The organism is Streptomyces sp. NPDC104313, assembly GCF_055583985.1.
Window position 1 is genome coordinate 13,979 of record NZ_JBVJMW010000013.1, and the last position, 25,031, is coordinate 39,009.

At 71.5% G+C, this 25,031-nt stretch carries 22 protein-coding genes and 1 tRNA gene; 10 read left to right on the top strand and 13 right to left on the bottom strand.

Annotated elements, in window-relative coordinates; all coding sequences use genetic code 11:
* Positions 1-4 precede the first annotated feature (4 nt).
* The 6 genes from ACZ60Q_RS26660 to galK all read left to right on the top strand — a co-directional run bounded on the left by ACZ60Q_RS26660 (position 5) and on the right by galK (position 8,556).
* Positions 5-1,966 (top strand): outer membrane protein assembly factor BamB family protein, encoded by a 1,962-nt coding sequence (locus tag ACZ60Q_RS26660; protein ID WP_469639610.1) that lies wholly within the window; start codon positions 5-7, stop codon positions 1,964-1,966.
* An 85-nt stretch (positions 1,967-2,051) separates the two neighbouring features.
* Positions 2,052-3,911, top strand: a complete 1,860-nt coding sequence (locus ACZ60Q_RS26665; protein WP_469639612.1) for an outer membrane protein assembly factor BamB family protein — start codon at positions 2,052-2,054, stop codon at positions 3,909-3,911.
* A gap of 270 nt (positions 3,912-4,181) precedes the next feature.
* Positions 4,182-4,892, top strand: a complete 711-nt coding sequence (locus tag ACZ60Q_RS26670) for a response regulator transcription factor (RefSeq protein WP_469639614.1) — start codon at positions 4,182-4,184, stop codon at positions 4,890-4,892.
* 429 nt (positions 4,893-5,321) lie between these two features.
* Positions 5,322-6,365 (top strand): galactose-1-phosphate uridylyltransferase, encoded by a 1,044-nt coding sequence (galT, locus tag ACZ60Q_RS26675; RefSeq protein WP_469639616.1) that lies wholly within the window; start codon positions 5,322-5,324, stop codon positions 6,363-6,365.
* 14 nt (positions 6,366-6,379) lie between these two features.
* Entirely contained in the window at positions 6,380-7,378 is a 999-nt protein-coding gene (gene galE / locus ACZ60Q_RS26680) for a UDP-glucose 4-epimerase GalE (RefSeq protein ID WP_469639617.1), read from the top strand.
* Complete coding sequence (gene galK / locus ACZ60Q_RS26685; RefSeq protein ID WP_469639619.1) at positions 7,375-8,556, top strand: galactokinase; 1,182 nt, start codon at positions 7,375-7,377, stop codon at positions 8,554-8,556. The genes galE and galK overlap by 4 nt, the downstream gene beginning before the upstream one ends.
* 18 nt (positions 8,557-8,574) lie before the next feature.
* Here galK and ACZ60Q_RS26690 read toward each other — a convergent pair whose 3' ends face one another.
* Complete coding sequence (locus ACZ60Q_RS26690; RefSeq protein WP_469639621.1) at positions 8,575-9,015, bottom strand: GNAT family N-acetyltransferase; 441 nt, start codon at positions 9,013-9,015, stop codon at positions 8,575-8,577.
* 401 nt (positions 9,016-9,416) lie between these two features.
* On the opposite strand from ACZ60Q_RS26690, the gene ACZ60Q_RS26695 reads away from it, so the two are divergent.
* On the top strand, positions 9,417-10,187 hold the full coding sequence (locus ACZ60Q_RS26695; RefSeq protein ID WP_469639623.1) for a LuxR C-terminal-related transcriptional regulator: 771 nt from the start codon (positions 9,417-9,419) through the stop codon (positions 10,185-10,187).
* Here ACZ60Q_RS26695 and ACZ60Q_RS26700 read toward each other — a convergent pair.
* Positions 10,146-10,640 (bottom strand): MarR family winged helix-turn-helix transcriptional regulator, encoded by a 495-nt coding sequence (locus ACZ60Q_RS26700; protein ID WP_469639625.1) that lies wholly within the window; start codon positions 10,638-10,640, stop codon positions 10,146-10,148. The two genes, ACZ60Q_RS26695 and ACZ60Q_RS26700, sit on opposite strands and share 42 nt — an antisense overlap.
* A gap of 88 nt (positions 10,641-10,728) precedes the next feature.
* On the opposite strand from ACZ60Q_RS26700, the gene ACZ60Q_RS26705 reads away from it, so the two are divergent.
* Entirely contained in the window at positions 10,729-11,541 is an 813-nt protein-coding gene (locus ACZ60Q_RS26705; protein WP_469639627.1) for a trans-aconitate 2-methyltransferase, read from the top strand.
* 81 nt (positions 11,542-11,622) lie between these two features.
* On the opposite strand, the gene ACZ60Q_RS26710 is transcribed toward ACZ60Q_RS26705, so the two are convergent.
* From ACZ60Q_RS26710 to ACZ60Q_RS26720, 3 genes are all read right to left on the bottom strand, one after another.
* Positions 11,623-12,225 carry a Uma2 family endonuclease gene (locus tag ACZ60Q_RS26710; protein WP_469639981.1) on the bottom strand — a complete coding sequence of 201 codons (603 nt, stop codon included), beginning with the start codon at positions 12,223-12,225 and terminating at the stop codon, positions 11,623-11,625.
* 102 nt (positions 12,226-12,327) lie between these two features.
* Complete coding sequence (locus ACZ60Q_RS26715; protein ID WP_469639629.1) at positions 12,328-13,014, bottom strand: TetR family transcriptional regulator; 687 nt, start codon at positions 13,012-13,014, stop codon at positions 12,328-12,330.
* Entirely contained in the window at positions 13,011-14,006 is a 996-nt protein-coding gene (locus tag ACZ60Q_RS26720) for an acyl-CoA desaturase (protein ID WP_469639631.1), read from the bottom strand. The genes ACZ60Q_RS26715 and ACZ60Q_RS26720 overlap by 4 nt, the downstream gene beginning before the upstream one ends.
* 394 nt (positions 14,007-14,400) lie before the next feature.
* On the opposite strand from ACZ60Q_RS26720, the gene ppc reads away from it, so the two are divergent.
* Positions 14,401-17,130 carry a phosphoenolpyruvate carboxylase gene (gene ppc, locus ACZ60Q_RS26725; protein ID WP_469639633.1) on the top strand — a complete coding sequence of 910 codons (2,730 nt, stop codon included), beginning with the start codon at positions 14,401-14,403 and terminating at the stop codon, positions 17,128-17,130.
* A gap of 30 nt (positions 17,131-17,160) precedes the next feature.
* Here ppc and ACZ60Q_RS26730 read toward each other — a convergent pair whose 3' ends face one another.
* The 6 genes from ACZ60Q_RS26730 to ACZ60Q_RS26755 form a co-directional block, all read right to left on the bottom strand.
* On the bottom strand, positions 17,161-17,631 hold the full coding sequence (locus ACZ60Q_RS26730; RefSeq protein WP_469639635.1) for a hypothetical protein: 471 nt from the start codon (positions 17,629-17,631) through the stop codon (positions 17,161-17,163).
* 169 nt (positions 17,632-17,800) lie between these two features.
* Positions 17,801-18,394: an aminoacyl-tRNA hydrolase gene (gene pth, locus ACZ60Q_RS26735; protein WP_469639637.1), complete on the bottom strand. Its 594-nt coding sequence runs from the start codon at positions 18,392-18,394 to the stop codon at positions 17,801-17,803.
* A 112-nt stretch (positions 18,395-18,506) separates the two neighbouring features.
* Positions 18,507-19,091: a 50S ribosomal protein L25/general stress protein Ctc gene (locus tag ACZ60Q_RS26740; RefSeq protein ID WP_469639639.1), complete on the bottom strand. Its 585-nt coding sequence runs from the start codon at positions 19,089-19,091 to the stop codon at positions 18,507-18,509.
* Between the two features lie 215 nt (positions 19,092-19,306).
* Positions 19,307-20,284 (bottom strand): ribose-phosphate diphosphokinase, encoded by a 978-nt coding sequence (locus ACZ60Q_RS26745; protein ID WP_007455203.1) that lies wholly within the window; start codon positions 20,282-20,284, stop codon positions 19,307-19,309.
* Positions 20,285-20,409: 125 nt separating this feature from the next.
* Positions 20,410-21,852 carry a bifunctional UDP-N-acetylglucosamine diphosphorylase/glucosamine-1-phosphate N-acetyltransferase GlmU gene (gene glmU, locus ACZ60Q_RS26750; RefSeq protein WP_469639641.1) on the bottom strand — a complete coding sequence of 481 codons (1,443 nt, stop codon included), beginning with the start codon at positions 21,850-21,852 and terminating at the stop codon, positions 20,410-20,412.
* Between the two features lie 109 nt (positions 21,853-21,961).
* Positions 21,962-22,034: transfer RNA gene (locus ACZ60Q_RS26755), tRNA-Gln, on the bottom strand.
* A 401-nt stretch (positions 22,035-22,435) separates the two neighbouring features.
* Here ACZ60Q_RS26755 and ACZ60Q_RS26760 point away from each other — a divergent pair.
* Entirely contained in the window at positions 22,436-23,758 is a 1,323-nt protein-coding gene (locus ACZ60Q_RS26760; RefSeq protein ID WP_469639643.1) for a sensor histidine kinase, read from the top strand.
* Positions 23,759-23,869: 111 nt separating this feature from the next.
* Here ACZ60Q_RS26760 and ACZ60Q_RS26765 read toward each other — a convergent pair whose 3' ends face one another.
* Positions 23,870-24,367 carry an SUKH-3 domain-containing protein gene (locus tag ACZ60Q_RS26765; protein ID WP_469639645.1) on the bottom strand — a complete coding sequence of 166 codons (498 nt, stop codon included), beginning with the start codon at positions 24,365-24,367 and terminating at the stop codon, positions 23,870-23,872.
* A gap of 10 nt (positions 24,368-24,377) precedes the next feature.
* Positions 24,378-24,902 carry a YwqJ-related putative deaminase gene (locus ACZ60Q_RS26770; RefSeq protein ID WP_469639647.1) on the bottom strand — a complete coding sequence of 175 codons (525 nt, stop codon included), beginning with the start codon at positions 24,900-24,902 and terminating at the stop codon, positions 24,378-24,380.
* Positions 24,903-25,031 lie beyond the last annotated feature (129 nt).

Here is a 25,031-nt window from a genome sequence, read left to right on the forward strand (position 1 = left end):
TGATATGAGCCAGCCGCCCAGCCAGCAACCGCCGCAGGGAGGCTTCGGAGCTCCGCAGGAGCCGCCGAACGGAGCTCCGCAGCAGCCCCGGGACCAGCCGGACCTGGCCAAGCCGCCGCGGACGCCGCCCGGTCAGCCGCCCCAGGGGCCGCCCCCCGCACAGCCCCCGGCGCCCCCGGCCGGCCCGCCGCAGACGCCCCCGCCGGGCACTCCGGCGTACGGCTATCCGCAGCAGCAGCAGCCCCCGCCCGGGCCCGGCTACGGCTACCCGCAGCAGCCCGGCCAGGCCTCCGGCCCGTACGGCCAGCAGGCCTCCGGCCCGTACGGTCAGCAGGCCTCCGGCCCGTACGGCCAGCAGGCCCCCGGACCGTACGGCCAGCAGCCCGGCCCCTACGGTCAGCAGGCCCCGGGGCCGTACGGTCAGCAGCCGCAGCCCGGCTACGGCTACCCGGCGCAGCAGCACCCCGGCGCCCCCGGCGGACCGGGTTCCGGCGGACCGGGTTCCGGTGGGGGCGGGTTCCTCAGGAACAGGACCGGCATCGTGGTCGCGGCGGCGCTCGCCGTCGTCCTGGTCGCCGGAGCGGGCACCTGGTTCCTCGTGAGCGACGGCGGGGGCGACCCCAAGAAGCCCGTCGCCGGCCCGGGCAACGACCCGGGCCCCCCCGGCGAGTCGCCGACGGTCGACGAGGGAGACGGCAGCGGCGACGGCCGCGAGGGGAACGACGACCTCAACGCCGGGCGCAAGCCGGGCGAGGCGAAGGTCGCCTGGCTCCAGAAGAACGACGTCGACCTGCCGCGCGGCGGCGCGTCCGTCGAAGGCCCCTGGTTCGCCGGCGACGTGGTGGCCAAGGCCATGTACCGCGGCGTCTCCGGCTACTCGGTCACCGACGGCAAGCAGAAGTGGACCGTGCCGCTCCCCGCCGACGTGTGCGCTGCTCCCAACGCCCCGACCGCCGACGGAAGAATCGTCATCGGTGTGGAGAACGGCACCACGGACAAGGCCGACTGCTCCGTCCTCCAGATGATCGACCTCAACACCGGCAAGCCCGGCTGGAAGAAGGCGGTCAAGAAGAACGGCACCTGGGACTTCCTGTCGGACATCGGTCTGGCGATCAGCGGCGACACCGTCACCGTGGGGCGCACCGGCAACTCCGACGCCTACCGCGTCAGCGACGGCAAGGAGTTGTTCGGCAACCCCGAGGGCGACTGCAAGCCCTTCGCCTTCGCCGGCGGCGCGAAGCTGATCGCCGCGGCGGCCTGCCGCACCGACGACGTCAAGAACCCGCAGCACCAGGTCCAGGAGCTGGACCCGGTCACCGGCAAGCCCCGGTGGACCTACCAGCCGCCGCGCGGCTGGGAGATCAGCAAGGTCTACTCGGTCGGCCCGCTCGTCGTCAGGCTCGAACACGAAGAGAAGAAGCAGTACTCCATCGCCGCGCTCACCGAGAACGGCAAGCTCCGCTCCCAGCTCGCGCCCGCCAAGGGCGACAAGCTCACCGCCGACTGCGGGAGCGGCTTCGCGGTCTTCGGCCAGAAGCTCGAAGGGTGCGGCGGCGTCGCCGCCGACGCCAACACCTTCTACATCGGGACCGAGGACGACAGCAGCGGGACCGCCCGGACGAACAAGGTCATCGCCTTCGACCTGAACACCGGCAAGCCCAAGTGGGAGGCGCCCGCCCCGGCCGAACGCGTGCTGAAGCCGCTGGGTATGGAGGGTGGCGACGTGCTGCTCTACATGCGGCCGAAGTACGACGCGGCCGGCGCGCTCGTGACCCTCCCGCCGACCGGCGGCACTCCCAGGACGCTGCTCCAGCACCCGGAGTCGGCCGGCCGGATCGAGAACGGCTTCTTCTCGTCCAGGGTCCTCTACGAGGACGGCCGCTCCTACATCTTCAGCAAGCGTGTGAGCGCGACCAACGACAAGGAAGAGCGGGAGCAGTCGACGATGCTCGTGTTCACCAAGTGACGGTTCGCCGCGGCAGCCGGCCGCAGCCGGCCCTTCCCGGCCCCACGCGCCCCCACACCCACTCGTCTCCCGAGGTACGCACGCCATGACCCAGCCGCCCCAGCCACCGCAGCAGCCGCCCAGCGAGCCGCCGAACACGCCCCCGGCAGCGCCCGCAGGTGGGTTCGGCGCTCCGCAGGACCCGCCGCCGGGAGGGTTCGGCCGACCGGCCCCGCCGCCCGCGGACCCCTTCGGCAAGCAGCCGCCGCAGCAGCCCGCCACCCCGCAGGACGCGCCCCCCGGGGGCTACGGCACCCCGCCCCCGTCGGCGGGCGGCTACCCCACCCCGCCCGCGCCGCAGCCCAACGGCTACGGCTACCCCCAGGCCCCGCAGCAGGGTTACGGCTACCCGCAGGGGCCCGCCGGGCATCCCGGGATGCCCCAGCAGGGGTACGGCTACCCGACCCAGCCGATGCAGCCGCAGTACGGGGCCCCGCAGCCGGACGGCGACGGCGGAAGGAAGTTCTCCACCCAGATGCGGATCATCGTCGCCGCGGCCGTCGCCGTGGTGCTGATCGTCGGCGGCGGGATCGTCTACTCCTCCGCCGGCGACGACAAGGGCGGCACGGACGAGGCCTCCTCGTCCGGCGCCACCGGCGGGGCCAAGGGCGGCGAGGGCCCTCTGGCCGGTGGCGAGGAGAAGGCGCCCGCCAACACCAGGTCCAAGGTCGCCTTCCAGTTCCCGGAGCCGGTGGTCACCGACATCACCACGGTCGCGGGCTCCTGGGTCACCGACAAGGCGTACGTGAAGTCCGGCATCGCCGAGGTCACCGGCTACGACCGCGACAAGGGCACCAAGCTCTGGTCCTTCCCGCTGGCCGGCGAGATCTGCTCCGTGTCCCGGCACATGAGCAAGGACTACAAGGCGGCCGTCGTCTTCCAGGAGACGAAGCCGACCAAGGAGAACAAGTACCCGTCGTGCAACCAGGTCGGTGTGATCGACCTGAGCGCCGGCAAGCTCCTGTGGAGCAAGAGCGTCACCTCCGCCACCGGCGGTGACAGGCCGATCCGCTTCGACGAGGTCACGCTCAGCGGGACCACCGTCGCCGCGGGCGGAACCTCGGGCGGCGCGGCCTTCAAGCTGGCCGACGGCGCCGAACTCTGGAAGCCGAAGGTCGGTGCGGACGGCTGCTACGACCGCGGCTACGCGGGAGGCGAAGCCCTCGCCGTGGTCCGCAGGTGCGGTACGTCCGAGAGCCCGCAGCTCACCGTGCAGGCGCTGAACCCGACGACCGGCGCGCCGCTGTCGTCGTTCCAGATGCCCACGGGCGTCGACTACGCGAGCATCGTCTCCACCAAGCCGCTGGTGGTCGCGGCCGACGTCGGCGACACCGCCGGCGACGGCAGCGGCATCTCCGACCTCTTCTCGATCGACGCGGCGACCGGCAAGCTGATCGTCCGCATTCCCGCCGACGCGGACAAGTACGCGGCACGCTGCGGCTCCACCGAGGTCGAGCAGTGCAAGCACATGGCCGTCGGCAACAACCGGCTCTACCTGCCGACCGAGAGGCACGACGGAACCAGCGAGTACGGCGACACGAACGAGGTCGTCGCCTTCGACCTGGCCACCGGAAAGCTCCTCGGCGGCCGGGCGGACGCGGGTGACCGCCACACCCTGACCCCGCTCCGGATGGACGGCACCAGCATCATCGCCTACAAGGAGGGCCCGTACGACAAGGGCGGCCAGGTCGTCTCCATCGACGGCGAGACCTTGGAGCAGACCCTGCTGATGGAGAACCCGAGCGAGGAGACCGCCCGGGAGGCGGAGAAGCGGTTCTCCGTCGACTCGGCCGAACTCCTCTACACCGAGGGCCGGTTGTTCATGGCGGGCAGGTCGGTCCACCAGCCCAGCACCGTCAACCCCGACGAGAAGCGCTACCTCGTCGTCGCCTACCGAACCGGCTGATCACCCCGCTCCCCCGGGGGGCGTCTCGCAGTGCCAGGCCCCGCCGGTCGTTCACCTCACCGGCGGGGCCGATCGTTTTCCGCCCGTGAAGCGATCGCGAAGTGCCGGTCAACGAACTCTGAACGCAGGTCAACGAGGAGTGAATGGCACAGAATTCGGCATTCAGAGGGGCGTCTCCCACGTAAGGGCCGCGCGGCGTCGAGCAAGCGTGTACCTTGCCGGGGCAGGAGTCCGGGGGCCGGGCGTACAGGGGTTTTGGGGGTGAGGGGCGTGGGTGTGCGGCTCATGGTGGTCGACGATCACCGGCTGCTCGCCGAGGCGCTCGCCTCGGCGCTGAAACTGCGCGGGCACCGGGTGCTCGCGGCGGCGGCGCCGACGTCCGGGGCGGCGGAACTGGTGGTCAGCAGGGCCCCGGAGGTCTGTCTGTTCGGTACGGCATCGCCCGCCGCTCCCGGGGTCTTCGACCCGATCACGCGCATCGGCCAGGAGCGCCCGCAGGTGGCGGTGGTGGTCCTCGGGCCGGTGCCCAGCCCGCGCGGGATCGCCGCGGCGTTCGCGGCCGGGGCCGTGGGGTACGTCCGGCACGACGAGCGCATCGAGGGCGTCGAGCGGGCCCTGGTCAAGGCGCGGGCGGGGGAGAGCGCCATCGCCCCGCAGCTGCTGCGGGCGGCTTTCGCCGAACTGCTCAACCCGGCCGCCCAGCCCGACGACGAGGGGCGGCGGCTACTGCGGATGCTCACCCCGCGCGAGGCGGAGGTGCTGGTGCGCGTCGCCGAGGGTGAGGGCACCCGGCTGATCGCGGCCGGCATGGGCATCGCCCCGAGCACCGCCCGCACCCATGTCCAGCGGGTCCTGATGAAGCTCGGGGTCGGCTCCCGCCTGGAGGCGGCCGCCCTCGCGGCCCGTACGGGACTGCTGGAGAGGGCCGCGGGGAACGACGGTACGCCGCGGGGGCCGCACATCCCCGGACAGCGCGGGTGACATACGGCCCCTGACGCCCCAGGACGTGTCGGCCCGCGTCGGGCTCCGGTGCGGGCTCCGGCTCGGGGCCGCCGGGGCCTTTGCCGGGCGGCCCGGCTTCATCCGGGCCGGGAAGTACAGGCCGAGGCCCGGCACGGCGAGGCCCGTCCACAGGGTGATGTGGACGCCCCCGGCCTTCTCCCGGCCGGCATCGGACGGGCCGCCGTCGGCGACGGTGACGATCACTCCGCAGCGCACGAACAGGCCCCCCTGGTCCGCCGGACGTCGAAGAGGCGGGCCGAGGCCAAGGACTCGCGCTCCGGCTCCGGCTCCGGCTCTCGCTCTGGTTCTGGCTCCGAGACTCCCTCCCGCCCTCTCGCCATTGACGCGTATGTTTGTTTGTGATTTGTTATGTGCGATTATGTTGGGAGGATCTGGTGGAGGACCCTGGTGAAGAAGACGGTTACGACCCTCGCCGACGGCCGTGAGCTGATCTATTACGACTCCGCCGACGACGCCGTCCACGATGCCGTCGACCATCGCCCGCTGGATCCCGTCTCGACCTCGTCCGAGATCCGCCGGGATCCGCTGCTCGGTGACGCGGTCGCCATCGCCTCGCACCGCCAGGCGCGCACCTATCACCCGCCGGCCGACGCCTGCCCGCTCTGCCCCACGCGCGACGGACGCGTCGGCGAGATCCCCGACAGCGACTACGACGTCGCCGTCTTCGAGAACCGCTTCCCCTCCCTCGCCGGCGACTCCGGTCGCTGCGAGGTCGTCTGCTTCACCTCCGACCACGACGCGTCCTTCGCCGACCTCACCGAGGAACAGGCCGCCCTCGTCCTCGCCGCCTGGACCGACCGCACCGCCGAACTCGCCGAACTCGACCAGGTCACCCAGGTCTTCTGCTTCGAGAACCGGGGAGCGGAGATCGGCGTCACCCTCGGTCACCCGCATGGCCAGATCTACGGCTACCCCTTCGTCACCCCGCGCACCGAGCTGATGCTCCGCTCCGCCGCCCGCCACCGCGAGGAGACCGGCCGCAACCTCTTCGACGACGTGGTCGCCCGCGAGGAGAAGGACGGCTCGCGTGTGGTCCTCGCCACCGGCCACTGGACCGCCTTCGTCCCCTACGCCGCGCACTGGCCCTACGAGGTCCACCTCCACCCCCGCCGCCGCGTCCCCGACCTGCGGGAACTGGACGAGGAGGCGCGGACGGAGTTCCCGCAGGTCTATCTGGAGCTCTTGAGGCGCTTCGACCGGATCTTCGGACCCGGTGAGCCGCCGACCCCGTACGTCTCCGCCTGGCACCAGGCGCCGTTCGGGGTCCCCGGACGGCAGGACTTCGCCGTGCACCTGGAGCTTTTCACCATTCGCCGGACCTCCGGCAAGCTGAAGTTCCTCGCGGGGTCCGAGTCCGGCATGAGCGTGTTCATCAACGACGTGCCGCCGGAAGCCGCGGCCCGGCGACTGCGAGAGGTAGCGAGCAAGTGAGCAACCCCCGGAACGTGAGCAACCCCCGGAACACGAGCAACCCCCCGAAGAAGTACCTGGTCACCGGCGGTGCCGGTTACGTCGGGAGCGTCGTCGCCCAGCACCTGCTGGAGGCCGGGCACACGGTGACCGTCCTGGACGACCTCTCCACCGGCTTCCGCGTGGGCGTCCCGGCCGGCGCCGTGTTCATCGAGGGCCGCGTCCAGGACGCCGCCCGTCACCTGGACCCCACCTACGACGGCGTCCTGCACTTCGCCGCCTTCTCCCAGGTCGGCGAATCCGTCGCCGACCCGGAGAAGTACTGGGTCAACAACGTCGGCGGCACCACCGCCCTGCTCTCCGCGATGCGCGAGCACGGTGTGCGCACCCTCGTCTTCTCCTCCACCGCGGCCACCTACGGCGAACCGGTCTCCACCCCCATCACCGAGACCGACCCCACCGCCCCCACCAGCCCCTACGGCGCGTCCAAACTCGCCGTCGACCATATGATCAGCGGCGAGGCGAGGGCCCACGGCCTGGCCGCCGTCTCGCTGCGCTACTTCAACGTGGCCGGGGCCTACGGCAGTTGCGGCGAACGCCACGCGCCCGAGTCCCACCTGATCCCACTGGTCCTCCAAGTGGCCCTGGGGCAGCGCGAGTCGATCTCCGTGTACGGCGACGACTACCCCACCCCCGACGGCACCTGCGTCCGCGACTACATCCACGTCGCCGACCTCGCCGACGCCCATCTGCTGGCCCTTCGGGCCGCCGCCCCCGGCGAGCACCTGATCTGCAACCTCGGCAACGGCAACGGCTTCTCGGTCCGCGAGGTCATCGAGACCGTCCGCAAGGTCACCGGCCACCCCGTCCCCGAGACCGCCGCCCCCCGGCGCGGCGGCGACCCGGCCGTCCTCGTCGCCTCCGCCGCCACCGCCGTGGAGCGCCTCGGCTGGCAGCCGTCCCGCGCCGACCTGGCCGGCATCATCGCCGACGCCTGGCGGTTCGCCCGCCGAGAGGACACGGCCACCCCATGACCGAGACCCCCGAGGCGCCCGGGACCGACCCCGCCGCCACCTTCTCCGAGCTGTACGGGGGTGAGCCCGACGGCATCTGGGCGGCACCCGGACGAGTGAACCTCATCGGCGAGTACACCGACTTCAACGACGGCTTCGTCCTGCCGCTCGCCCTCCCGCACACCGCCCGCGCGGCCGTCTCCCGCCGCGACGACGGCGTCCTGCGCCTCTACTCCTGCGATGTCCCCGGGGGCGTCGTCCCGCTGCGCGTCGACGAACTCGCCCCGCACTCCGGCCACGGCTGGGCCGCCTACCCCGCCGGGGTGCTCTGGGCGCTGCGCGAGGCCGGGCACCCGGTCACCGGGGCGGACATCGCGCTGACCTCCACCGTGCCCACGGGCGCCGGACTCTCCTCCTCCGCCGCCCTCGAAGTCGTCACAGCGCTGGCCCTCAACGACCTCTTCCACCTCGGCCTCACCGGGCCCGAACTCGCTGTCGTCGGCCGCCGGGCCGAGAACGACTTCGTGGGCGTGCCCTGCGGGATCATGGACCAGATGGCCTCGGCCTGCTGCACCGAGGGCCACGCCCTCCACCTGGACACCCGCGACCTCTCCCTGCGCCAGGTCCCCTTCGACCTGGCCGCCCAGGGACTGACGCTGCTGGTCGTCGACACCCGGGTGAAGCACGCGCTCGGCGACGGGGCGTACGCGGAGCGCCGGGCCGGCTGCGAGGAGGGCGCCCGGCTGCTCGGCATACCGATGCTGCGCGACCTGCGTCACGAGAATCTCGCCGCGGCGCTCACCACGCTCGCCGACGCCGGGGCGGACGAGTCCGTCGTCCGCTACGTCACCCATGTCGTCGGCGAGGACCGCCGGGTCGAGCAGGTCATCGCGCTGCTCGACGCGGGCGACGCCCGCGCCGCGGGCCCCGTCCTGAACGAGGGCCACCGCTCGCTCCGGGACGATCTGCGGGTCTCCTGCCCCGAACTGGACCTGGCGGTCGAGGCGGCGAACGAGGCCGGGGCGCTCGGTGCGCGGATGACCGGCGGCGGCTTCGGCGGCTCGGCGGTCGTCCTGGTGGAGCAGGCGGTGGCCGGCACCGTGGCCAAGGCCGTCAGCGAGGCGTTCGCGGCGGCCGGACTCGCGGCCCCGGGGGTCTTCGAGGCCATCCCGTCCGCCGGGGCGCGCCGACTGCGGTGAGCCCCCGGGGCACCGCGCTCACAAGTCCTTGACCAGGATGAACTCGGTGACGCCCGGAGGGTAGTCCGCGACCCGGCCGATCTCCTCGTATCCCTGTCCGCGGTAGAAGCCGGGGGCCTGGAAGTCCCAGGTCTCCAGTCGTGAACGGGTGCAGGCGTGCTCGGTGCGGGCGGTCCGTTCGGCCTCGGCGAGCAGGCGCGCGCCGAGGCCGGAGCCCCGGTGCGGGGCGTCGACCCAGAGCAGATCGACATGCAGCCAGTACGCCCAGGTCCGCCCGGTCAGCCCACCGGCCAGTGCCCCGTGCTCGTCCAACGCCCAGACCTCCAGCGGGACTTCGTGCTCGGCGGAGGTGGAGAGCAGTGCGCGCAGGCCGGCGGAGGCCGCGACGTTGTCCTCGTGCAGACGCCCGCTCAGCAGAATGCGACGTTCTCGGTCTACTTCTGTCTCAAGACGGAACATGCAGCACACCCTAGGACCCACCGGTGATGGGGGCGGCGTCGGATGGCTGGGCACGCGCGTCCGCGGCGGCCTCGTCCATCGCCAGGGCTCCGCCGTGCCCCCATGCTCCGCCTCGCAACCGCACGCCCCCAGCGATGCTTCCTCACCCCCGCACCGCCGGTGGGTCCGGACACCCGGGGCGACCAGTTCGGTGAATCGCCTTCCCCCTGTGGCCCCCACCCGTACTCTGATGCTCAGCACCGGTGGGGGCCGGTGCCGATTCAGGGGAGCGAGAGAGCCGGGTACGGCGCCCGGGGGCGGTGCGGCAGGCGGTGCGAAGGCGGCGGCCGGAGCACAGTGGGCCGCGCCGAGGCCTCCGGGCGTCGTACCCGCAGCTGTCCGCCCCCACCGATGGGGGTTCTGTGGCGCGTATCCGGGTTCTGGTGGTCGATGACCATCGCATCTTCGCCGAGTCGCTCGCGGCGGCCCTCGCGGCCGAGCCGGACGTCGACGTGTCCGCGGCGGGCAGCGGACCGGCCGCGCTGCGCGCCCTGGAGCGTGCGGCCGCCGAGGGGCGCGGTTACGACGTGCTGCTGGTGGACGCCGAGTTGGGCGCCCTGGCGACCGGCGCCGCGCCCGCCGTCCCCGTGCCCCGGCAGGAGGAGGCGGGCGTCGTCGACGGCATCTCCCTGGTCGCCGGGGTCAGTTCGGGCCGGCCCACCGTACGGTCGGTGGTGCTCGCCGAGAAGGACGACCCGCGGACCGCCGCACGGGCGCTCCGGGCGGGGGCCTCGGGCTGGGTGGCCAAGGACTGCTCGCTGCAACGGCTGTTGGCGGTGATACGGGGCGTGCTGCGCGACGAGACGCATCTGCCGCCCGCGCTGCTCACCGGTGTGCTTCGCGAGCTGGCCGCCGCCCGCAAGCACCGCTCCGAGAGCGAGCGGCTGGTGGAGTCGCTGACCCCCCGGGAGCGCGAGGTGCTGCGCTGCATGGTGGCGGGTCTTGGCCGCAAGGCGGTCGCCGAGCGGCTGTTCCTGTCGCCGCACACGGTGCGCACCCATATGCAGAACGTGCTGGGCAAGCTCGGGGTGCACTCGACGCTGGCGGCGGTGGCGCTGGCTCGCCGGGCGGGGGTCGGCCCCGCCGGCCCGCTAGGGGATGTTGTCGAACGGGGCGGTCAACTGGCGCAGTAGTGCGGCCAGTTCGCCGCGCTGGTGGCGGGAGAGCTCGCCGAGGATGGTGCGCTCCTGGTCGAGCAGTCCGGCCAGCGACTGATCCGCCCTGTCGCGTCCCTCGGCCGTGAGCCGGACGAGGACACCGCGCCGGTCGCTCGGGTCGGGCAGCCGCTCGACGAGGTTCTTCTTGGTCAGGCGGTCGATACGGTTGGTCATCGTGCCCGAGGTGACCAGGGTCTGGGTGAGCAGTTGCCCGGGTGAGAGCTGATAGGGGGCGCCGGCCCGGCGCAGCGACGTCAGCACGTCGAATTCCCACGGCTCCAGGTTGTGCTCGGAGAAGGCCGTGCGGCGGGCCCGGTCGAGGTGGCGGGCCAGGCGGGAGACGCGGCTGAGTACCTCGAGTGGTTCCACGTCGAGGTCGGGGCGCTCTCGGCGCCATGCAGCGACCAGTCGGTCGACCTCGTCCTCCATGTCGATCAGTGTAGAGGGTCCCTCGATATGAAGTCTCTTGAATTCAAGTGTCTTGACATCAAGAGACTTCTGGCGTGATCCTGGGCCCATGACCGCACCTGACCGGCCGGCCTGGGACCCGCAGCAGTACCTGCGCCACGCGGACCACCGGACCCGCCCCTTCCACGACCTCCTGGCCCGCATCGGCGACCTCCCCGGCCACCCCGCACCCCGCATCGCCGACCTCGGCTGCGGCGCGGGCAACGTCACCGCCCTCCTCGCGGACCGCTGGCCGGCCGCCCGGATCACCGGCTACGACACCTCGCGCGAGATGCTCGCCGAAGCCGCCGCCCACGCCCGGCCGCCCCTGCTCGACTTCGCCGAGGCCGACGCCGCGACCTGGGCGCCCACCGAGACGTACGGCCTGATCGTCTCCACCTCCGCACTCCAGTGGATCCCCGGCCACGCCGAACACTTCACCCGCTGGCTCGACGCCCTCGCCCCCGGCGGCACCCTCGCCTTCCAGGTCCCCGGCAACTTCACCGCCCCCAGCCACACCCTCCTGGCCGGCCTCCGGGGATCCGACCGCTGGCGCCCCCTGCTCCACGGCATCGGCGACCGCACCGCCTCCGTCCTGGAACCCACCGACTACCTCACCCGGCTGCGGGACCTGGGCTGCACGGCGGACGTCTGGGAGACCACCTACCTCCAGACCCTGCAAGGCGACGACGCCGTCCTCGACTGGGTCAAGGGCACCGCCCTGCGCCCCGTTCTCACCGCCCTGGCCGACGACCCGGCGGCCCGCGAGGCGTTCCTCACCGCATACCGCGACCTGCTCCGCGAGGCCTACCCGCCCGGCCCCTACGGCACGGTCTTCCCGTTCCGCCGCATCTTCGCGGTCGCCCGCAAGGAGAAGCCATGACCGCCCCGGTGGGCCCCGCCGCCCACGACCCGGTGGGCGACCGACCGGAGTGCCTGGAGCCGGACGCGTAACCGGTCCGCTCTACAGCGCCGCGAGCGCCTCCGCCGAGACGTCGATGTCCACCGGGAACGGCACACCCGTCTTCAACCGGTCGTGGTGGATCCCGGTCAGCGCGTACGCCTTCGTCACCGGGTCCAGCTCGTAGACCCGCACGACGGGGTGCTGGTCGGTGCCGACCATCTCCACCAGCCAGAAGTGCGGGATCCCGGCGGTCGCGTACTTGTGCGGCTTGGCCTCGCGGTCGCGGGCCTCGGAGTCGGGGGAGACGACCTCGACGGCGAGGAGGACGTCGGCGGCCTGGTACCGCGTCACGTCCAGCCCGGTGACCGCCTCGGTCCGTACGACGGAGACGTCCGGCTCCGGAGCGTTCCGCCGGTCCAGCACCACGGTCATCTCGCGGCGGACCCTCACCTCCGGCGGGGCCGTACTGCGCAGTCCCGTCACCAGCAGATCGATCATCGTGCTGTGAAAGTCTCGCTGCGGACTCACGAAAACCAGGCTCCCGTCGATCAGCTCTGTGTGCGGCGGGAGATCGGGCAGCGTGAACAGATCGTCCACGGTGTATCCGTCCTGCGGGGGCACCGGCCAGCGGGAGCTGTGCGCGGTGGTCGGCTCGGCGGTCATGGTTCCTCCCATGGACGAATCCTCTGCCCTCCCGACCACCCTACGGCGGGAGATCCGCACCCGTCATCACAACGGGTGACGAACGGTGGAAGGGTGACGCGCTCAGTTCTTCCGGTGCCCTATCAGCCGGGGCTTCGCCTCCAGGTTCTCCAGCCCGTGCCAGCACAGATTCACCAGATGGGCGGCCACCTCGGCCTTCTTCGGCTTACGCACGTCCAGCCACCACTGACCCGTCAGCGCCACCATCCCCACCAGCGCCTGCGCGTAGAGCGGGGCCAGCTTCGGATCGAACCCCCGGGCCTTGAACTCCAGGCCCAGGATGTCCTCCACCTGTGTGGCGATATCACTGATCAGCGACGCGAACGTGCCCGTCGACTGCGCCACCGGCGAATCCCGCACCAGGATCCGGAAACCGTCCGTGTACGACTCGATGTAGTCCAGCAGCGCGAACGCCGCCTGCTCCAGCAGCTCGCGCGGATGGCCCGCTGTCAGCGCCCCCGTCACCATGTCCAGCAGCCGACGCATCTCGCGGTCGACCACCACCGCGTACAGGCCCTCCTTGCCGCCGAAGTGCTCGTACACCACCGGCTTCGACACCCCGGCGCGCGCCGCGATCTCCTCCACCGACGTGCCCTCGAAGCCCTTGTCGGCGAACAGGGCCCGCCCGATGTCCAGCAGCTGCTCGCGGCGCTCCTTCCCCGTCATCCGGACCCGCCGGGCCCGGCGGGAGGGGGAGGTCCTGCTCTTCTCGCTGCTCGTGCTGGAGTCGGTCGCCACGTCGTCAATCATGCCGCGTCGGCCGGTACGGACGTGCGCCGGGACTCGATACGCCCGGCATCCGGCCACCGCACATCCGTGGCCCAGCCCAGCATCTCGAACCAGCGGATCAGCCGGGCGCTGGAGTCGATCTGCCCCCGCATCACACCGTGCCGGGCGCTCGTCGGATCCGCGTGGTGCAGGTTGTGCCACGACTCGCCGCAGGACAGCACCGCCAGCCACCACACGTTCCCCGACCGGTCACGGGAGTTGAAGGGCCGCTTGCCCACCGCGTGACAGATCGAGTTGATCGACCAGGTCACGTGGTGCAGCAGCGCCACCCGCACCAGCGAACCCCAGAAGAACGCCGTCGCCGCACCCCACCACGACATCGTCACCAGACCGCCGACCAGCGGCGGAATCGACAGCGAGAGGATCGTGAAGGAGAGGAAGTGGCGCGAGATGCCCCGGATCGCCGGGTCCTTGATCAGATCGGGGGCGTACTTCTGCTGCGGCGTCTGCTCCTCGTCGAACATCCATGCGATATGTGCCCACCACAGCCCCTTCATCAGGGCCGGTAGGCTCTCCCCGAACCGCCACGGCGAATGCGGATCACCCTCCGCGTCCGAGAACCGGTGGTGCTTGCGGTGATCGGCCACCCACCGCACCAGGGGCCCCTCCACCGCCAGCGAACCCATCACGGCCAGCGCGATCCGCAACGGCCGCTTCGCCTTGAACGAACCGTGCGTGAAGTACCGGTGGAAGCCGATCGTGATCCCGTGGCAGCCGATGAAGTACATCGCCACCAGCAGCCCCACGTCCAGCCAGCTCACCCCCCACCCCCACACCAGCGGTACCGCCGCCAGCAGAGCCATGAACGGCACCACGATGAACGCCAGCAGCGCGAACTGCTCGATCGACCGCTTGTTGTCGCCACCCAGCGTGGCGGTGGGCAGCGAAGCCCCGGCCGCCCCGGGAGGCTCGGTCTCGTCGATCACATGGGGAGCATGGGGAGTGCTCGGCATAGGGGGACACCTCGGAGGGTGGGGGAGCGGTACGCGGACAGCCGTGGCTACGGCTCCGTAACCTACGGCTTGGTAAGTATGGCAGTGACGGGCCCCACATCACGAGAGGCCGCTCCCACCCGTCCCACGCGGTAGCCCACCTGCCCCCGGGGTAAGGGCTAAGAGGTGTCCCACGCGGCGACCGCCACCCCCGCCGGGGCAGCGGACACACCGCCTGCGACGACACCTATCCTGAGAGGGTCGGACAGCGCGGTCCGCACCCGCTCGTCGGGGCGCGGCCGCAGCACCGCTGCCAGCCGCAGGGCCCCGGACTCCGCCACCCATCCCCACCACCACCCATGTGGGGACGGCGAAGCGAACGCACCTCCTCATTCACTGCAAGGAGCCGCACACTGTGAGCAGTGCCGACCAGACCCCTGCCGCCAGCCCCGCGCTGCGCGCCGACATCCGCCGCCTCGGCGACCTCCTCGGCGAGACCCTCGTACGCCAGGAGGGCCAAGAGCTCCTCGACCTCGTCGAGCGGGTCCGCGCCCTGACCCGCACCGACGGCGAGGCCGCCGCCGAACTCCTCGGCGACACGGACCTGGAGACGGCGGCACAGCTCGTGCGCGCCTTCTCCACCTACTTCCACCTCGCCAACGTCACCGAGCAGGTCCACCGCGCCCACGAGATGCGCGATCGCCGCGCCGCCGAGGGCGGCCTGCTGGCCCGCACCGCCGACCGCCTCAAGGACGCCGACCCCGAGCACCTTCGGGAGACGGTCAAGAACCTCAACGTCCGGCCCGTCTTCACCGCGCACCCCACCGAGGCCGCCCGCCGTTCGGTGCTCAACAAGCTGCGCCGCATCGCGGAACTCCTGGAGACGCCGGTCATCGAGGCCGACCGCCGCCGCCTGGACCTCCGGCTCGCCGAGAACATCGACCTCATCTGGCAGACCGACGAACTCCGCGTCGTCCGCCCGGAACCCGCCGACGAGGCCCGCAACGCCATCTACTACCTCGACGAGCTGCACACGGGCGCCGTCGGCGACGTCCTGGAGGACCTCGCCGCCGAGCTGGAACGCGTCGGCGTCGAACTGCCCGCCGGCACCCGCCCCCTCACCTTCGGCACCTGGATCGGCGGCGACCGCGACGGCAACCCCAACGTGACGCCCGCCGTCACCTGGGACGTCCTGATCCTCCAGCACGAGCACGGCATCACCGACGCACTGGAGCTCATCGACTACCTCCGCGGCCTCCTCTCCAACTCCATCCGCTACGCCGGAGCCACCGAGGAACTGCTCAGCTCCCTCCAGGCCGACCTGGAACGCCTCCCCGGAATCAGCCCCCGCTACAAGCGGCTGAACGCCGAGGAGCCCTACCGCCTCAAGGCCACCTGCATCCGGCAGAAGCTCGTCAACACCCGCGAGCGCCTCGCCGAAGGCACCCCCCACCGCCCCGGCTGCGACTACCTCGGCACCGCCGGGCTCATCGCCGACCTGGAGCTCATCCAGACCTCCCTGCGCGAGCACAAGGGCGGCCTCTTCGCCGACGGCCGGATGGACCGCACCATCCGCACGCTCGGCGCGTTCGGCCTCCAGCTCGCCACCATGGACGTACGCGAACACGCCGACGCCCACCACCACGCCCTCGGGCAGCTCTTCGACCGGCTGGGCGAGGAGTCCTGGCGCTACACCGACATGCCCCGCGAGTACCGGCAGAAGCTCCTCGCCAAGGAACTGCGCTCCCGCCGGCCGCTCGCCCCCACCCCGGCCCCGCTCGACGCGGCCGGCGAGAAGACCCTCGGCGTCTTCCACACCATCAAGCAGGCCTTCGAACGCTTCGGTCCCGAAGTCATCGAGTCCTACATCATCTCGATGTGCCAGGGAGCCGACGACGTCTTCGCCGCCGCCGTCCTCGCCCGCGAGGCCGGACTCCTCGACCTCCACGCCGGCTGGGCCAAGATCGGCATCGTCCCGCTCCTGGAGACCACCGACGAGCTCAAGGCCGCCGACGTCATCCTCGACGAGATGCTCGCCGACCCCTCCTACCGGCGCCTCGTCTCCCTGCGCGGCGACGTCCAGGAGGTCATGCTCGGCTACAGCGACTCCTCCAAGTTCGGCGGGATCACCACCTCCCAGTGGGAGATCCACCGCGCCCAGCGCCGCCTCCGCGACGTCGCCCACCGCTACGGCGTACGCCTGCGTCTCTTCCACGGCCGCGGCGGCACCGTCGGCCGCGGCGGCGGCCCCTCCCACGACGCCATCCTCGCCCAGCCCTGGGGCACCCTGGAGGGCGAGATCAAGGTGACCGAGCAGGGCGAGGTCATCTCCGACAAGTACCTCATCCCCGCCCTCGCGCGCGAGAACCTGGAACTGACCGTCGCGGCCACCCTCCAGGCCTCCGCGCTGCACACCGCACCCCGCCAGTCCGACGAAGCCCTCGCCCGCTGGGACGCGGCGATGGACACCGTCTCCGACGCGGCCCACGGCGCCTACCGCAAGCTCGTCGAGGACCCCGACCTGCCCGCGTACTTCCTCGCCTCCACCCCGGTGGACCAGCTCGCCGACCTGCACCTGGGCTCGCGGCCCTCCCGCCGCCCCGGCTCGGGCGTCTCGCTCGACGGCCTGCGCGCCATCCCGTGGGTCTTCGGCTGGACCCAGTCGCGGCAGATCGTCCCCGGCTGGTTCGGCGTCGGCTCCGGCCTCAAGGCCCTGCGCGAGGCCGGACTCCACACCGTCCTCGACGAGATGCACGAGCACTGGCACTTCTTCCGGAACTTCCTCTCCAACGTGGAGATGACGCTCGCCAAGACCGACCTGCGCATCGCCCGGCACTACGTCGACACGCTCGTCCCCGACGAGCTGAAGCACGTCTTCGACGCCATCGAGGCCGAGCACGCGCTGACCGTCAGGGAAGTCCTCAAGGTCACCGGCTCCACCGAACTGCTCGGCACCAGCCCGGTGCTCCAGCAGACCTTCTCCATCCGCGACGCCTACCTGGACCCGATCTCCTACCTCCAGGTCTCCCTGCTCGCCCGCCAGCGCCAGGCGGCGGCCCGCGGTGAGGAGCCCGACCCGCTGCTCGCCCGCGCCCTGCTGCTCACCGTCAACGGTGTCGCGGCAGGACTCCGTAACACCGGCTGACCGCACGCACGCCGGAAAGGGGCGGTCCCGCTACAGCGCGACGAACGTCGCCACCAGCAGGGCCGCCCCCACCAGGCCGGCACCCCACGCCGTCCGCGCCATCCGCAGCCCGCCGCCGATCACGAACGCGGCCAGCACCATCGCCCCGCCCAGCGGCATCCACGCGTGCAGAAAGCCCGGCACCCCCGCGCGGACCACCGCATCGGTGCCGGGCTTCACCACCACGGGGAAACGATCCCCCGTCCGCGCCGCCACGGACCGGTCCATACCCACCCGCGGCCGCTCCCGCGACGCCGCGTCCGGCTCGTACGAACCGGTGCACGTCTCCTCGCCGCACCCCGTCACCGTCACGGTGCCGTGATCACGGCCCTTGGCCAGAACGATGTGGTGCGCGGTGTTCCACGACGACCACGCACCCGCGACCAGCAGCACCAGGACGACCAACCCCATGGCCGCCCGACGGCCCGCGAGCGCCGCACGCTGGGAAGAGCTCCGCTTCATGGGGGCCGATCCTTGGCCAGACCCGCACCCCCGGTCAACCTGTGGCCGGAAAACGTCCCATCAGCACCAGGAATGTCAGGAGTTGTACGCGGCGGGGGACCGGTCGGCGCAGGGTGAGCCGCCGGGCAGGGGAGCCGGCGGGGGCGCGCACAGCGGGGCGAGCGGGCCCTCAGGAGTTGTAGGCGCTCTGCGCCCGCTCCAGCCCCTCCGCCAGCAGGCACTCCACCGCGTCCGCCGACCGGTCCACCAGGAACTCCAGCTCCTTGCGCTCGGTCGAGGAGAAGTCCTTCAGCACGAAATCCGCGACCTGCGTCCGACCCGGCGGCCGCCCGATCCCGAACCGCACCCGGTGATAGTCAGGACCCAGGGCCTTCGTCATCGACTTCAGCCCGTTGTGCCCGTTGTCGCCGCCGCCCAGCTTCAGCCTCAGCATCCCGTAGTCGACGTCCAACTCGTCGTGGACCGCCACGACATGATCCATCGGCACCTTGTAGAAATCCCGCAGCGCCGTCACCGGCCCGCCCGAGAGATTCATGTACGACATCGGCTTCGCCAGGACCACCCGGCGGCTCGCCGGACCCGGCGGGCCCATCCGCCCCTCCATGACCTGCGCCTGCGCCTTCTGCGCCCGCTTGAACTTCCCGCCGATCCGCGTCGCCAGCAGATCGGCGACCATGAACCCGACGTTGTGCCGGTTCGCCGCGTAGTCGGGGCCGGGATTGCCCAGGCCCACGATGAGCCAGGGGTCGGTGGCGTCGGACATCAGCGCTCGGTCTCCTCGCACGCAGGGGGGATGGCAGGCAAACGGGGCGGCGGCTCCCGGAAGGGAACCACCACCCCGTCAGTCAAGCAGGTGGAACGGTGAGAGGTGAGGCTCAGGCCTCGGAGCCCTCGCCGGCCTCGTCCGCGGACGGCTCCTCGGACTGTGCGGCGACGACCTGGATCACGATGGCGTCCTCGTCACCGGCGAGCACGGAGCCCTTCGGCAGCGTGATGTCCTTGGCCTGGATCGAGTCACCGGCGTCCAGACCCGCGACGGAGACCGTCACGGACTCGGGGATGTGGGTGGCCTCGGCCTCGACGAGCAGCGTGTTCAGCACGAACTCGAGCAGGTTGGAGCCCGGCGCCAGGTCGCCCTCGGCGTGCACCGCGATCTCGACGTTGACCTTCTCGCCGCGCTTCACGGTCAGCAGGTCGACGTGCTCGATGGTGCTGCGGAGGGGGTGACGCTGCACGGCCTTGGGGATGACCAGCGCGTCCTTGCCGTCGATCTCCAGACCGATCAGGACGTTCGCCGTACGCAGCGCCAGCAGCAGCTCGTGGCCCGGCAGCGTGACGTGGACCGGCTCGGCGCCGTGGCCGTAGACGACCGCGGGAACACGGTTGGCGCGACGCACACGGCGGGCAGCGCCCTTGCCGAACTCGGTACGGACCTCGGTGGCGAGCTTGATCTCAGCCATGGTTGCACTCCTCGTCAGGTGGGTGAGCCGTCGGGAGACGGAACACGAACGGTCACCCGGCCCACGACAGGCCTGCTACGAAGAGCGCGTCGATAACGGACCGCCGTACACACAGGTACGGCCTCCCTCGCCGAGCAACTCGCTGAGTCTACCCGGCGGGGAGGCCGCACCCCAAAGTGGATCTCCACAGGGCCCCTGGGGCCGCCCTCAGGCGGTCAGCCCTGCTCCTCGAAGAGGCTCGTCACCGAACCGTCCTCGAACACCTCGCGCACCGCGCGCGCGATCGTCGGCGCGATCGAGAGGACCGTGATCTTGTCCAGTTCCAGCTCACCCGGGGTCGGCAGCGTGTCCGTGAACACGAACTCGCTCACCTTCGAGTTCTTCAGCCGGTCCGCCGCCGGACCCGACAGCACCCCGTGCGTCGCCGTCACGATGACGTCCTCCGCACCGTGCGCGAACAGCGCGTCCGCGGCGGCGCAGATCGTGCCACCGGTGTCGATCATGTCGTCGACCAGCACACAGACCCGGCCCTCGACGTTGCCCACGACCTCGTGGACGGAGACCTGGTTCGGCACGTCCTTGTCGCGGCGCTTGTGCACGATCGCCAGCGGCGCGTCCAGCCGGTCGCACCAGCGGTCGGCGACCCGCACGCGGCCCGCGTCCGGCGACACGATCGTCAGCTTGGAACGGTCGACCTTCGCACCCACGTAGTCCGCCAGGATCGGCAGCGCGAACAGGTGGTCCACCGGGCCGTCGAAGAAGCCCTGGATCTGGTCCGTGTGCAGATCGACGGTGAGGATCCGGTCCGCACCCGCCGTCTTCATCAGGTCCGCCACCAGGCGGGCCGAGATCGGCTCGCGGCCACGGTGCTTCTTGTCCTGGCGGGCGTACCCGTAGAACGGCACGATCACCGTGATGGAGCGGGCCGAAGCGCGCTTCAGCGCGTCCAGCATGATCAACTGCTCCATGATCCACTTGTTGATCGGAGCCGTGTGGCTCTGGATCAGGAAGCAGTCCGCGCCACGTGCCGACTCCTGGAACCGCACATAGATCTCACCGTTGGCGAAATCGAACGCCTTCGTCGGCACGAGACCGACTCCCAGCTGATGGGCGACCTCCTCGGCCAGCTCGGGGTGGGCGCGGCCGGAGAAGAGCATCAGTTTCTTCTCGCCGGTCGTCTTGATCCCGGTCACAGCACAGTCTCCTCGGACGTGTATCTGGCGCCGCACGCATAGGTCCCGATGTGCAACGAGCCAGCCGAAATGGGTGAGCATCTATCACGGTACGCCGTCACCGGCGCGCCTGTTTCCGGTCAGCTTTACCCGTCGGTCCCCTGCGGTGACGCCTGAGCGGCCTGCGCGGCGGCGCTGCCCGGCCGCTTCCGGGCCACCCAGCCCTCGATATTCCGCTGCTGGCCCCGTGCCACGGCCAGCGAACCGGCGGGCACGTCCTTGGTGATGACCGACCCGGCGGCGGTGTAGACCCCGTCCCCGACCGTGACGGGCGCCACAAACATATTGTCCGAACCGGTACGGCAGTGGGAGCCGATCGTCGTGTGGTGCTTGGCGACACCGTCGTAGTTCACGAAGACGCTCGCCGCACCGATGTTGGTGTGATCGCCGATCGTCGCGTCACCGACGTAACTCAGGTGCGGGACCTTCGTCCCCTCGCCGATCGTCGCGTTCTTCATCTCCACGTACGTACCGGCCTTGGCCTTCGTCCCCAGCCGGGTGCCCGGCCGCAGGTAGGCGTACGGGCCGACCAGCGCCCCGGCGCCGATCTCGGCCGAGTCCGTCACGGAGTTGTCGACCCGGGCGCCGGCCCCGACGACGGTGTTCTCGATCCGCGAGTTCGGCCCCACCTCGCTGTCCTCCGCGAGGTGCGTGGTCCCCAGCAGCTGGGTCCCCGGGTGCACGACCGCGTCCCGCTCGTACGTCACCGTCGCGTCGATCAGCGTGGAGGCCGGGTCCACCACGGTCACTCCCGCGAGCATCGCCCGCTCCAGCAGCCGCTCGTTCAGCAGCCGGCGCGCCTCGGCCAACTGGAGCCGGTTGTTGATGCCGAGGATCTCCCGGTGGTCGCCCGCCACCGACGCCCCGACGCGGTGTCCGGCCTCACGGAGGATGGACAGCACGTCGGTGAGGTACTCCTCGCCCTGGCTGTTGTCGGTGCGCACCTTGCCCAGCGCGTCGGCCAACAGCCGCCCGTCGAACGCGAACACCCCGGAGTTGATCTCGCGGATCGCCCGCTGTTCGTCGCTGGCGTCCTTGTGCTCCACGATCGCGGTGACCGCGCCGGTGGCGGAGTCGCGCACGATGCGCCCGTAGCCGGTGGAGTCGGGGACCTCGGCGCTCAGGACGGTGACCGCGTTGACGTCGGCGGCGTGGGTGGCGGCGAGCGCGCCGAGCGTCTCACCGGACAGCAGCGGGGTGTCGCCGCAGACGACGATCACGGTGCCCTCGACGGCCCCGCCGAGCTCCTCCAGCCCCATGCGGACGGCATGTCCGGTGCCGTTCTGCTCGGCCTGGAACGCGGTGCGCACGGGGGCGTCGGCGGCGTTCAGGTGCGCGGTGACCTGCTCGCCGGCGTGGCCGACGACCACGACGAGGTGCTGGGGGGCCAGCTCACGGGCGGCGGCGACGACATGTCCGACGAGCGAGCGCCCGGAGATCTCGTGCAGAACCTTGGGGGTCTTCGACTTCATGCGGGTGCCCTCACCCGCTGCGAGGACGACGACGGCTGCCGGGCTGGTTGCGCTCACGGATGTGCCCTTCGGCTTCGGGTGGTGGTCATCCGCAGGATACCGGGGGTGTTTCCGCCGGAAACGGGGGCGGGCCCCGACCGGCGTGGTCGGGGCCCGCGCGCTGGAGCTCCCCCACCAGGATTTGAACCTGGACATACGGTACCAAAAACCGCAGTGCTGCCTGATTACACCATGGGGGATCAATTCCAACTAAACCGGACATTGTGTCGGTTCGCCGGATCAGCACCCAACACTATGCCGTACCAAGCGCCTTCTACGCGACGACAGAGCCCGGCGCTCTTGGTCACATGGATGACGAGGCGGGCGTCGACAGGCCTCGCCGGTGTTCTCGCGGTCGGTCCTCCGGTGGTGCCTCTTGGGCGTCACCCTCAGGGAGCCGGCGTACTCGCCTGTGGTTCCGGCGTACTCGCCTGTGGTTTCCGTCATAGCGATCGCCGTCCGGAATGCGAACGTCCAGGTCGAAAGTGCGATCGGATCGCCATTTCAGGCGATCGGCATGCGTTTCGTGCTTGTTCGCATGCGGAACGTGCTGTTGCCGGTCGCCCGAAAACGAGGTGCGTCCGCCCGTACGCTGGATGCCATGACCGCAACGGGGGCAGACCGGGAAGCGGCGGGATCGACCACCCGCGGCTACTGGTGGTGGGAGCGGCGACGCGGTGTCGCCCTGGACGTGGGACTGGCGCTGGTGTCGGCGCTGGAGTGTGGACTGGAGGGGGTGGAGTTCGCCCGGCGCACCGGGATACCGGTGCCGGTGGGCGTGGTGTTCGGACTGCTGGCGGGTTCGGTGCTGCTGGTGCGCCGGCGGTGGCCCATCGCCGTGGTGCTCGTGACGATCGCGATGACGCCCGCCGAGATGGGCTTCCTGATGGCCCTCGTGGGCCTCTACACCCTGGCCGCGTCCGAGGTGCCGCGCCGGATCACCGTCGTGCTGGCGGGGATGGCGTTGGTGGGGACGTTCATCGTCACCTGGGTAAGGCTGCGGCAGAGCGTGGCGGAGCAGGCCGACTTCGGGCCGGGGGACTGGTACGTCCCTCTGATGTCCGCCTTCATGGCGGTGGGGCTCACGGCCCCGTCCGTGCTGCTCGGCCTCTACATAGGAGCCAGACGCCGCCTGATGGAGAGCCTCCGGGAACGGGCCGATTCGCTGGAGCGGGAGCTGTCGCTGCTCGCGGACCGGGCCGAGGAGCGGGCCGAGTGGGCACGTACGGAGGAGCGGACCCGGATCGCCCGGGAGATGCACGACGTGGTCGCCCACCGGGTGAGCCTGATGGTGGTCCACGCCGCCGCCCTCCAGGCCGTCGCGCCGAAGGATCCGGCGAAGGCCGTGCGTAACGCGGCACTGGTCGGGGACATGGGACGGCAGGCGCTGACGGAGTTGCGCGAGATGCTGGGGGTGCTGCGTTCCGGGGACGCGCTGACCGCGCCGGCCGGCGCGGGCGCGGTTCCGCTGGCGTCGGTGAGGAAGGCGGCCGTCGCGGCCGCCACCGCGTCCGATGACGGGCCCCGGCTGCACGAGCTGGAGGCGTTGGTGGCGCAGTCGCGGCAGGCGGGGATGATCGTCGAGCTGTCGGTGGACGGTGAGCCGCGGCCGTATCCGCCGGAGGTCGAGCAGACGGCGTTCCGGGTGGTGCAGGAGGCGCTGACGAACGTGCACAAACACGCGGCGGGCGCGAAGACATGGGTACGGCTCGCGCATCGGGAGGCCGAGGTCGCGATGCAGGTGGAGAACGGTCTCTCGGACTCGGCGGCGGCGGACGCGGGGCTGCCGAGCGGGGGCAACGGGCTGGTGGGGATGCGGGAGCGGGTGCTGGCGCTGGGAGGTGTGTTCGTGTCCGGTCCGACGGACGCTGGGGGCTTCCGGGTCTCGGCGGTGCTTCCGGACGGCTCGGGCGACGACGTCTGAAGCCGGCCCGCCCCGGTGCGCCCGCTCGAGGCGGCCGGTTCCGTCTTCGAGCGGCGGACGGGCTGGGGCGGTGCCGGTCCGTCCTTGGGCGCGAAGGGCTTCAGGCGGATGTCAGGCGGATGTCAGGCGGGCCGGCTGGACGCCGGTGACCAGGGTCGCCAGGGCCTCGTCGATGTCCTGGCCCAGGAACCAGTCACCCGTGTGGTCGATGCTGTACACCCGCCCCTCCGTGTCGATGGCCAGGACCGCCTGCTCCTCGCCCTCCGCCCCGAGTGGACTGACCTCCGTCTCCAGGGCGCGGCCGAGGTCCCCGAGCGTCCGGGCCAGGTGGAGGCCGCTGAGGGGGTCGATGCGTACCGCGGCGGGCGCGATGTGGCGGCCGGGTGCGGACGCGGTGATGCGGAGGCCGCCGAACTCCGCCCAGGCCTCGACCGCGGCCGGGAACACCGCGTGCCGGTGGCCGGCCGGGGAGGCGTGGGCGCGCAGCGCGTCGGCCCATTCCTCCGCCTGGCGGATGTCCCAGCGCCCGGGCCGCCACCCCGCTTCGCGCAGGGCGGCGTCGACGGCGACGGGGAACCGGGTGGAGGAGTGCTGCGGGCGGTCGTGCATCGGTGGGCCCTCAGCCCTTCTCGGCGGTGGTCGCGTCGCCGGTGGAGGTCAGATCGACGGGGCGTACGCCGAAGTGGGACAGGAGTGCGGAGCAGGACCGGCAGGGCGGTGCGTAGCTGCCGTGGAGGGGGTCGCCGTCCTCGCGGATACGGCGGGCGGTGAGCCGGGAGTGCTTGAGCGCGCGGCGCGCTTCCCCGTTGGTCAGGGGCTTTCGCTGAGCGCGTTTGGAGCGCCCGCTCTCGGCGGCGGTGAGCTGGCGGGAGAGCAGTATGGCTTCGGGGCAGCGGCCGGTGAAGCGTTCGCGCTGGCCGCTGGTGAGGGTGTCGAGGAAGTCCTGGACGAGCGGGTGCAGCACCGGTGGCTGGTCCCCCTTGCCCGCGGTGCAGGTCAGCGTCTCGCCGCGCACGGACAGCGCGGCGGCCACGGCGGGGAGAATCCCGTCGCGGCGGTGGATCAGTCGGGGCGTACGGCTGGACTCGTTGCTGCTCCAGCTGAGGCGCGGATCCCCTGATGTGACGGTTTGTGTGGAATGCATCGTGCTGACGTCCCTCCCTGCAATCCCCCGAGTTGCGGGGACAGCCTGCCAAATGTGCCAGGTGGTGGGGAAGCTGGGTCGGAGAAACGCGACCGTGTGTCGCCCGAAGGTGCGACACCACCGCCTCAC